Below are 9028 nucleotides of genomic sequence, written 5' to 3' on the forward strand. Positions count from 1 at the left end.
CCATAGGACATCGTCTTAGATGGTGCCGGACATCCACAGGCGGAAGCGCGCGTTGGGACCGTCGTCCGTGCAGGGGTAGAGGCGTGCGAGCGCACCCTGGGTCTGGCCGCCCCACATATTGACGCAGTTGCTCGTCGCCTTCATCGGCTGGAACCGGATGTAGTTGCTGCCCAAGTCGTTGCCGACAGTGTTGAAGGCCGCGTCGGCGCTGTCGCAGTTGTTGTAGAGCTTGATGTAGTCGCCCGTGGTGTTGCCACCGCTCCAGTTGTTGAGGCAGAAGGCCGGCCACGCAACGCTCTGGATCTTGAAATGGCTGGCACCGAAGTCGACGATGTTCCACCGCTGGGCGTTGGTGCCGTTGCACGGCCACTGCTGGACGACCTGCCCGTTGAACGCGTTGCCGTTCGGGATGTCCAGGCAGTAGCCGTCGGCGATGTTGATGGTCACGTCGTACTTCGAGGCCGCCTGGGCCGGGGCGGCGGTCACCAGGGCGCCGAGGGTGGCGGCGGTCGCGGTAAGGGAGGCTACGGCGGCAGAGCGTATGCGCATGTGAGTGTTCCCGAAGAGGTATCGGAGGGGGATCGCGCCGTCGGACCGTTCCCCCGCAGCAGGTGTCGCACCGGATGGCGACAACGGAAACCTAGCGCTCCGCGGGGGGCGTCCCGCCGTCCCGCCCCCGTCCCGCTGTCCCGCACCCGAGCCCGGGACGCCCCGGGCGGCGCACCGTGAGTTCGTCCAGGACCAGGTGGTGGAGCTTGCCCCATACCCGGGACCTGCTCCACTCGGTGAACCGTCGGTGCGCGGTCGGCCCGGAGGGGCCGAAGCCCGGTCGTGCTCAGGTTGTTATCGGGTCCCGGTCGCGGCTTTCGTGCTCGCTGATGCCGGTTCCGCCTTTTCTGTAGCGCGCGTTGGCATACAGGACAAGCAGCGAGGCCATTCCCGTGAAGGCCAGCGTGATGATCACTGACCAGGTTGCGACGTGCCGGTAGCCTCCCGGCTCGCGGGGGTCGAGGAAGTCGTACGGGTACCAGCCCGCGTGCGGCCCGCGCAGTAGCGAGTAGGCGAGGTAGAGCAGCGGGAAGGCCAGCCACGGCAGAGACCGGGTCCAGGTGATGCGGCGTGGCGGAGGGCGCAGGAGCCAGTCGGCGAGGAACACGGCCGGCATGACACCGTGCACGACGTCGTTCGCCCAGATGATCGTGTTCGCGTCGATGGTTCCGGCCAGCAGAGTCCAGTACACCACTCCGGTGATCACCAGATAGAGGGTGGCGGCACCGCGCAACAGGTCGGGGACGGGTCGGGTGCCGCGCAACAGGGCCAGCCCGCCGGTCAGCAGGACGGCGGCGCCGAGCAGGTTGGAGAGATTGGTGAAGTATGAAATCCAGTTCGCTGCGCCCTCGTCGGTGTGTATTGCCCGGTTGAGCGAGGTGGCGAGAGCCGTGACGGCCAGGAGCGCCAGCCCTATTTTGGCCGAACCTTCCAGCCTGGTGCTTAGAGACATGACCTGGATGGTACTTCCGTCCTTGGTTGCGCCTGTACCTTGAGCGATCTCATCGAGTACCTACGGCGCTCCGGCCTTGAAGGGGGTGACGGGCCTGGATATGGTCCGCTCGCGCCTCATAGGGGGCACGGCCGTGGGTCGGGATAGGGGTTGGGGCCCGCCGCGTCGCGCACGAACTGCGGGCCGCCGTCCGGAAGACGACGAGGATCCCGGAGCCGCAAGCCCGTCGCCAGAGCCACCAGGGCCATCGGCGCGATGCCCTGTCGTACGTGGAGCAGGCCATGCGTCTCCACGTCGCTTTCGGATGCTCTGCGTGCTACTGGACGCGTGTGCGGCACCAGCCGGTGCTCAGGGCTTGAGCGCTACTCCGCCGTACAGTCCGATCCGTTCGTCTCCCGCGAGGACCTGCTCATCGGGCCGCCACTGCGCCAGCATCACCAGGCCGGGATCGACCGGCTCCAGGCAGTCGAAGAACGCGGCGATCTCCTTACTGCTTCGCACGGCGGTCTTCACCGACGACCGGGCATAGGCTTTCGCCGTCGCGTGTATCCCGTCCGGGTCCAGGTCGGCGGTTACCTGCGAGAGCACCAGCGCACTGCCCGGGGTGACGGCGTCCATCAAGGTGCGCACCGCGCCGTAGGGGTCGTCCTCGTCGAGGACGAAGTGCATGACCGCGACCAGCAAAACGGCGACGGGCCGGTCGAAGTCCAGGCGGCCGCGTACCTCGGGATTCTCCAGGATCTGCGCCGGACGGCGGACGTCACCGGCGACGATCCTCGCGTCTGACGGCGCGGGCTCCTCGCCGTGAGCGCGGGCCTGGGCGTGGGCCAGGACGATCGGATCGTTGTCGACGCCGACGATCCGCGCCCCGGGCCGTACCGACAGCGCGGTCTGGGCTGTGCTGCCGGGGGCGGGCAGACCGATGCCGATGTCCAGGAACTGATCCAGGCCGGCCTCGGCCAAGTGCCGTACGACGCGGGTCAGGAAGGCACGGTTGACGCGGGCGAAGTCCCGGACCGGCATCACCTGCAGGGCCTGCTCCGCCGCCGCGCGGTCGGCCGGGAAATGATCCTGTCCGCCGAGCAGATACGAGTAGATGCGCGCGGGCGTGGCCACCGTCGGATCGATGGGCGGCGGCGTCCAGTGGGCGGTCAGGTCGTTGTTCAACGGCTGCGGGTCCGGCACGTCGTCCTCCACCCCCGTTGTCATTGCTCGGGTGGCCTGAGCGTAGCGCCGGGTGGTCAACGTCGCCGACCCAGGGACCTTGTCTTGGGGCGCGGGCGTGCTCGAAAGGTGTGTCAACGGGTGCGTCAACAGGGTCACGATGCTCAAGGGCCCGATGTTCGGACGGGCGGCCTCCAGCTCCTGCCGCAGCGTGCCCTGCTGGGGCGGGGGAGGTGGCCGCGTCGGCAGGTGGGAGGGAGCCGGTGGTGCGGTGTCGGGTGTTCCGCACCACCGGCGCGCGGGAGGGCCGGGCCGGACAGGATCCCTGTCGGCCTCGGCGCACGCGGGGGCGGGTCAGCAGGTGATGGTCACCTCGTGGGAGACCGGACGCGCCGTCCAGGGGAAGCTGGCGACACCGAAGGTGGCGCGGATCGTGGAGCCGCAGGCCACGTTGGCGCTCAGGCCGGCAACGTTCAGGTTGGTGTTGGTGAAATGGGCGTACTTGGTGACGTTCGGCAGCGGGGTGCCGTCGACCGTGGCGGTGAAGGTAGTGGTGAGTTCCTTCGGCGCGGGTGCCGGGCTGCCGGGGGAGGGCGGGCCGGCGAGGCTGACCTTGCCGACGAACGCGACGGTGTTGCCGGTGACTTCGGCGCACAGGCGGGTCGAAAGGCCGGACTGGAGGGCGGAGTTGCCGCAGGAGGCCACGGTCTCGGCTGCGCTCGCCGGGGCGGCGACGGCGAGCGCGGGGGTGAGGGCGGCAAGGCTCAGGCTCGCGACTGCGGAAGTGAGGAACGTCGAACGCTTCATGGTGGATCTCCCTGTAAGAAGCGGCCGTCGGGTGGATCCCGAATGGCTCACATGACATGTGATATTGCACATGTCATGTGAAGATCAAGTGATCCTCGCGTGAACGACTTGGAATGGTGGGGTGTCGGCTCATCAACGCCCCATCCAGAGGATGGAGTTGACGGATCAGGTCGCGGCAGGCGCACGCGTTGGCCGGGCGCCGCGGACCTCGATCCCGCTGCGCGGAGCGCGCACACCACCTCTCGGGTTATTCAGCACAGCGCGAGCCGGTCGGCAAGCACATCACCGCGTTCAGTCGGCGGCACGGGTTCAGCGGGCGAGGTGTTCCAGGTACTGCAGCCGGAGATCATGAGGTTCGGTGGTGGGTGGCGTCGGCTGGTGGGCGGCCCAGGGCCTCAGGTCGCATCTGTGAGGGGCATTGCAGGGTTGTGATCGGGGTGATCACTGATGGGCGACGGCGGCTGCACACAGCAGAGTTGGCTGTGTCAACAAGTCTCATCAGTGCTGTGGAGGAAGAACCTCGATGCGCATCCGCCTCGCCGTCGCCACCCTCGCCCTGGCCACCGCTGTCACCGCCGGCGCGGCCCTGCCCACGGCTGCCGCCACGCCTGCTGCCAGCGCCCCGGCGTCCGCGAGCATCACCGTCCAAGGCATCCTCGACCACCTGCCCGACGACGTCGTTGCGGGCGCCCTGATCAGGCGGGAAGGCGTGGGCGCCACCGCCGGTCCGGTCACCGCTGACGCCCATGTCCGGATCGGCAGCGTTACCAAAGCGTTCACCAACACGGTGGTGCTCCAACTCGTCGCCGAGCACCGGATCGGCCTGGACACACCGGCGCGGAGATACGTCCCCCAAGTGCTGCCCGAGGCATACGACCGCGTCACCGTGCGCCAGCTCCTCGACCACACGAGCGGCCTGCCCAAACCCGCCCCGACCCCTGGCCCGGCGGACGGACCCGGATGGCAGCTCACATCTGTGACGCCCGAAGACTTCCTGCACGACTCGTTCGCCGCAGCCGCCGACGCGCCGCCCCCGCCCGGCTCCGAGCAGCAGTACAACGGACTCAACTCCTTCGTCCTCGGCCTGATCGTCGAGAAGGTCACCGGCCACTCCTTCACCAACGAACTGCAGCGCAGGATCATCCGGCCACTGCATCTGAGGCACACCAGACTGCCCGCCGCCGACGACCCGACGATCCCCTCGCCCCACGCGGAGGTGCACCTCGATGGGCAGGACGTGACCGAGCAGAGCCCGTACCCGTGGGCAGAAGGAGGCATGATCTCCACCGCATCCGACCTGGACCGCTTCATCACCGCACTGTTCCGGGGCAGCCTGCTCCCACCCGCCCAGCAAAAGCTGGTATTCGAGGTACCGAACGTGAAGAACGCCGCCGACAACACGAACTGCGTCGGCCAGGCGGCCTGCTACAGCATCGGCGGACTCCTGCGCTACCAGCTCCCCAGCGGCGAGTCCGCATGGGGCAAGACCGGCTCCCGCCCCGGCTGGGACAACGGGTTCTTCGCCACCCGCGACCTCCGACACCGCGTGGTGTACTCCCTGAACCCGACGGGGACCGGCAACGACCTCCCGTACATCAAGGCGATCGTCAACGCCGCGCTCGCCGACTGACAGGCGGACCTCCCCTTCAGTCCGGTGCATGGCGACCAGCGACCGAAGCCCACGTAACCCGGCAAACCAATGACGTCACAGCACTAGCCGCTTGTCGAAGGCCTTCTTGCCGGCTCAGCGGTCTGTTCCGGGGCCTATGACCTTCAGGAGGAGGCGTCGTCCACCGGTCCCGGAACCATGACGATCAATCACACCGAGTCCCTGCCCAGGTTCATGAAGCCTGGTACCCACAAGGTAAAGATCCTGCTTCGCGTCGAGAAAGGCACGCATGCGGGGTGCGTTCAGTTCGATTCCCCTGCCGGCCGACAGGCTTAGCCGGGGCCCGGCCGAGGGCTGAGCGCCGACTACTGCAGGGATGCAGAAACCGCTTCAGGCTTCCTGAGCCGCGGCGCGACAGTTGTCACCGGGGGCGCCGGCCGACCTGCGACGCCGTATGAAGCACGGTGGTTGTCACCAGTTCGGCGCGCTACCTGTCACCAGCATCTTCAGTCCTTCCTTTGCTGGAGCGGCGTTCCATCGGGGGCACTTCGCGACGGGTGACGCCGCAGGAGCGGTGCCGGCGCAGGTTCATGTGTTCGTCCGTAGCCGGGCGGGCTCGGCTGCGGCGTTGTGTTCGTCGTATGCCGCGCGGGCCCTGGCGATTTCCGCACGATGCTCCTCGGTCCAGGCCACCAGGGACCGGATCGTGGTGTGCAGGGTGCGGCCGAGGGGGGTGAGTGCGTAGTCGACGCGGGGCGGTACGACGGGGTGCACGGTCCGGCTGACCAGGCCGTCGCGTTCCAGCTGGCGCAGGGTGACGGTCAGCATGCGCTGGCTGATGCCGTCGATCTCGCGGCGTAGCTCGGTGAAGCGCAGGGCGCGGCAGTCGAGCAGGGCGATGACGAGAAGCGACCACTTGTCGGCGACCCGGTCGAGGATCTGGCGCACCTCGCAGCCCTCGCGGGTGTCCCACTGGAAAGGGTCGGTGTCGCCGTACGGGTCGGTGTCGGTTACTTCGCAGTGACTGGGTGACTTCAAAGTGCCGTCTTCCATGGGTAGTTATCGTGCCGCACGATTCCAGTGGTTACAAGAAGGAACCGACCACACGAGGAGTCACCATGCCGCCGGCCATGCCCGAAACGATGTCCAGCCGAGCCTGGGCGCTGCTGCTCGTCCTCTGCGGAACGATCTTCCTGGAGGGCATCGACGTGGCCATGCTCGCGGTGGCCGTCCCCTCCATCAGGTCCGATCTGGAACTGCCGACGGACGTGGCCGCGTGGGTGATGAGCGCGTACGTACTCGGCTACGCGGGGTTCACCCTGCTCGGCGGGCGGGCCGCCGATCTGCTCGGGCGGCGCCGGATGTTCCTCGGCGCGCTCACTGTCTTCCTGCTCTTCTCCGGACTCGGCGGCTTCGCCACAGAGGGGTGGATGCTGATCGTGGCCCGCCTGGTGACCGGCGTATCGGCGGCCTTCATGACACCGGCCGCGATGTCGATCATCACGACTTCGTATCCGGAGGGCCCGCAGCGCAACAGGGCCCTGCTCGTCTTCGCCGGGACCGCCGCGGGCGGTTTCTCGCTCGGCCTGGTCATCGGCGGCGTGCTCACCTCGTTCGGCTGGCGCTGGGTGTTCTTCGCGCCCGTACTGCTCGCCGGTGCGATCCTCCTCGCGGCGGTCCGCCTGGTGCCCGCCGAACGGCCGCCGGTGCGCACCGGCGGCTTCGACCTGCTGGGTGCGGCCGTCGCGGCCGGCATGATGCTGCTCCTCGCCTTCGGCATCGTGCGGCTCGAACACGGCCTGGACGGGTGGCCGTTGACGCTTGCCGCGTTCGTCGCAGGGCTGGTGCTCGCCCGGATCTTCGTGGCGGTCGAGCGGCGCTCGGCGGCCCCGCTCGTCCGGCTCGCGATCCTGCGCAGGGCGTCGGTGGTGCGGGCGGATCTGGGGGCGCTGCTGTTCGTCGGTTCCTTCTTCGGCTTCCAGTTCATCGTCACGCTCTACCTCCAGGAGCTGCGCGGCTGGTCGTCGATGGAGACTGCGCTCGCTCTCGTGGTGATGGGCTGCGACGCGGTGCTCGCGCCGACGCTCACCCCGCGCCTGGTCGTTCGGTTCGGCAACGCCCGGGTGATCTTCGGCGGGTTCGTGGTGGCCATCGCGTCGTACGCCTTGTTCCTGCCGGTCGGCCACGACTGGTCGTACGCCGCGATGTTCCCCACCCTGATCCTCACCGGCGTCGCCTTCGCGTTGGCCTACGGACCGCTGACGATCGCCGCGACCGACGGGGTCGACGAGGCCGAACAGGGCCTGGCGAGCGGCCTGTTGCACACCGCGACCCAGTTCGGCTCGGCGGTCGGCATCTCCGCGGTGACCGCCGTCTACGGCCTGGCGTCCGCCGGGAGAACGAGCCAGCTCTCCGCGTACCGTGCGGCGTTGGCCGTGCCCGTGGTGATGGTGGTGCTCGGCGCGCTCGTCACCTCCTTCGGGCTCCGTACCCGGTCGCACACGCAGACCCTCGCCGTCAGCGCACCGGGACCCCGGAGCGAAGCTCCAGCCGGCCGTCCGTAAAGGAGGATCGGAAGCGGGGGCATGTGAGACCACGTCCCCCGGTCGGATCGGGGCGGCAGTCGGGCGAGGGGGCGGCAGTGGGGGTGTCGTCTCGTGGGTGTGTAGTTGAGGTGGGGGGAGTGGTGTGTGCTTGGGGGTATCCGGGGTTGGTTGAGACTGCGTGAGTGAGGGTTCGTGGGGGTGGAGGCCTGCTGGTCTGGTGGTGTCTCGTTCTTGTTGAGAGCGTCGCGGTGTTCGGCGGGGTGTGCGGGACCGGCTGGTGGTGGGTTGGTGGTGGGTTTCGGCGAGGTGGTCGAGGCGCACGGCGTCCAGGGCGGCGTGGCCGAATGAGGTCCGGACATCTGCCAGCCAAGGACGTCCAGGAAACATTGCGACCTTCACCAGTTCGATCAACACCGTCCGAACATGCAGCATTCGAGACGCCACCGGAACCTGTGAAGTTTCGGCGCTGCCTCGCACGGGTTCGCCGGAACGTGTGCGCTTTGCTGACGGTCTTGTTCGAGGTCAAGATGATCGAGCCCTTCTCGTAGCGCTTGGAGATGACTTGGAATTCCAGGTTCGCCTCGGCGCGTTCGAGGGGCTGGTAGCCGCCTTCGTCGACCACGAGGACGCCGGGCCGCAACTAGGGCCTGTGCGGAGTCGTGATCAGGGGCAGGGTGGAAGGTCCCGATAAGGGGCCGGTTATGGTCGATGCCATGCAAGCTGCCCCTGAATCCGTCCACGTGACCGCTCTCACGCTGCGCCCCGCGACACGCGCCGAGCTGCCCACGGTGCTCGCTCTGCTCGCTGACGAGGAGAGGGTGGTGGACCCGGCGACGCTCGTAGTTGATGAGGCGTACGAGCAGGCTTTCGCGGCGATCGACGCGGACCCGCGTAACGAAATTTTGGTCCTGGTCGAAGGCGTCGACGACCAGGGTGATGGCGGCAGGGTGGTTGGCTGCCTGCAGGTGACGTACATCCCGGGACTGGGCAAGGGCGGGGCCGAGCGGGCCCTGATCGAGGCGGTGCGGGTCCGCGCAGACCGTCGAGGCGGCGGGCTCGGACGGATCTTGATGGAGCGCACGATCGAGCGGGCCCGCACGCGTGGCTGCGCGCTTGTCCAGCTGACCAGCAACAAGCGGCGCGAGGACGCGCACCGCTTCTATGGTGGGCTGGGCTTCGCGCGCAGTCACGATGGGTTCAAGCTCGCTCTTTAGCGTCCGGCGCCAGTCACTGGTGCCGGCGGGCGGAGGCTGCGGAGCCAGATGATCGCGCCGCGGAGGTGGAGTGCTGCGAGGTAGCTCTCGGGGGTCTTGTCGTAGCGGGTGGGTGCGCCACGAGGCGCCATGGAATCGAGTGAGGTGAGAGACCTTCACCACCGGGTTGTCGCAGCAACCCGGCTGA

At 68.2% G+C, this 9028-nt stretch carries 8 protein-coding genes and 1 pseudogene; 3 read left to right on the forward strand and 6 right to left on the reverse strand.

Annotation, left to right across the window (positions count from 1 at the left end; translation table 11 throughout):
• Positions 1–15: 15 nt before the first annotated feature.
• From ACGFRG_RS24580 to ACGFRG_RS24595, 4 genes are all read right to left on the reverse strand, one after another.
• On the reverse strand, positions 16–549 hold the full coding sequence (locus tag ACGFRG_RS24580; protein ID WP_393267201.1) for an RICIN domain-containing protein: 534 nt from the start codon (positions 547–549) through the stop codon (positions 16–18).
• 286 nt (positions 550–835) lie between these two features.
• The gene (locus ACGFRG_RS24585; RefSeq protein WP_393267203.1) at positions 836–1501 is read right to left on the reverse strand and encodes a Pr6Pr family membrane protein; all 666 of its coding nucleotides are present in this window, start codon (positions 1499–1501) and stop codon (positions 836–838) included.
• Positions 1502–1849: 348 nt separating this feature from the next.
• Positions 1850–2686 carry an SAM-dependent methyltransferase gene (locus ACGFRG_RS24590; RefSeq protein WP_393267206.1) on the reverse strand — a complete coding sequence of 279 codons (837 nt, stop codon included), beginning with the start codon at positions 2684–2686 and terminating at the stop codon, positions 1850–1852.
• 333 nt (positions 2687–3019) lie between these two features.
• A complete protein-coding gene (locus ACGFRG_RS24595; RefSeq protein WP_393267209.1) occupies positions 3020–3472 on the reverse strand; it encodes a hypothetical protein in 453 nt (150 codons plus the stop codon).
• 523 nt (positions 3473–3995) lie between these two features.
• Between ACGFRG_RS24595 and ACGFRG_RS24600 the strand changes: the two genes are divergently transcribed.
• Positions 3996–5102: a serine hydrolase domain-containing protein gene (locus tag ACGFRG_RS24600; protein ID WP_393267212.1), complete on the forward strand. Its 1107-nt coding sequence runs from the start codon at positions 3996–3998 to the stop codon at positions 5100–5102.
• 567 nt (positions 5103–5669) lie between these two features.
• Here the strand turns inward: ACGFRG_RS24600 and ACGFRG_RS24605 are convergent.
• Positions 5670–6134, reverse strand: a complete 465-nt coding sequence (locus ACGFRG_RS24605) for a winged helix-turn-helix transcriptional regulator (RefSeq protein ID WP_393267215.1) — start codon at positions 6132–6134, stop codon at positions 5670–5672.
• Between the two features lie 89 nt (positions 6135–6223).
• Here ACGFRG_RS24605 and ACGFRG_RS24610 point away from each other — a divergent pair, with 89 nt between their 5' ends.
• Positions 6224–7645 carry an MFS transporter gene (locus tag ACGFRG_RS24610; protein WP_393267218.1) on the forward strand — a complete coding sequence of 474 codons (1422 nt, stop codon included), beginning with the start codon at positions 6224–6226 and terminating at the stop codon, positions 7643–7645.
• A 481-nt stretch (positions 7646–8126) separates the two neighbouring features.
• Here the strand turns inward: ACGFRG_RS24610 and ACGFRG_RS24615 are convergent.
• A pseudogene (locus tag ACGFRG_RS24615) lies at positions 8127–8261 on the reverse strand (ATP-binding protein); the annotation flags it as partial.
• A 67-nt stretch (positions 8262–8328) separates the two neighbouring features.
• Between ACGFRG_RS24615 and ACGFRG_RS24620 the strand changes: the two are divergent.
• Complete coding sequence (locus tag ACGFRG_RS24620; protein ID WP_361432839.1) at positions 8329–8841, forward strand: GNAT family N-acetyltransferase; 513 nt, start codon at positions 8329–8331, stop codon at positions 8839–8841.
• Positions 8842–9028: the final 187 nt, after the last annotated feature.

The sequence above is a fragment of the Streptomyces sp. NPDC048696 genome (assembly GCF_043198895.1).
Taxonomy (GTDB): Bacteria; Actinomycetota; Actinomycetes; order Streptomycetales; family Streptomycetaceae; genus Streptomyces.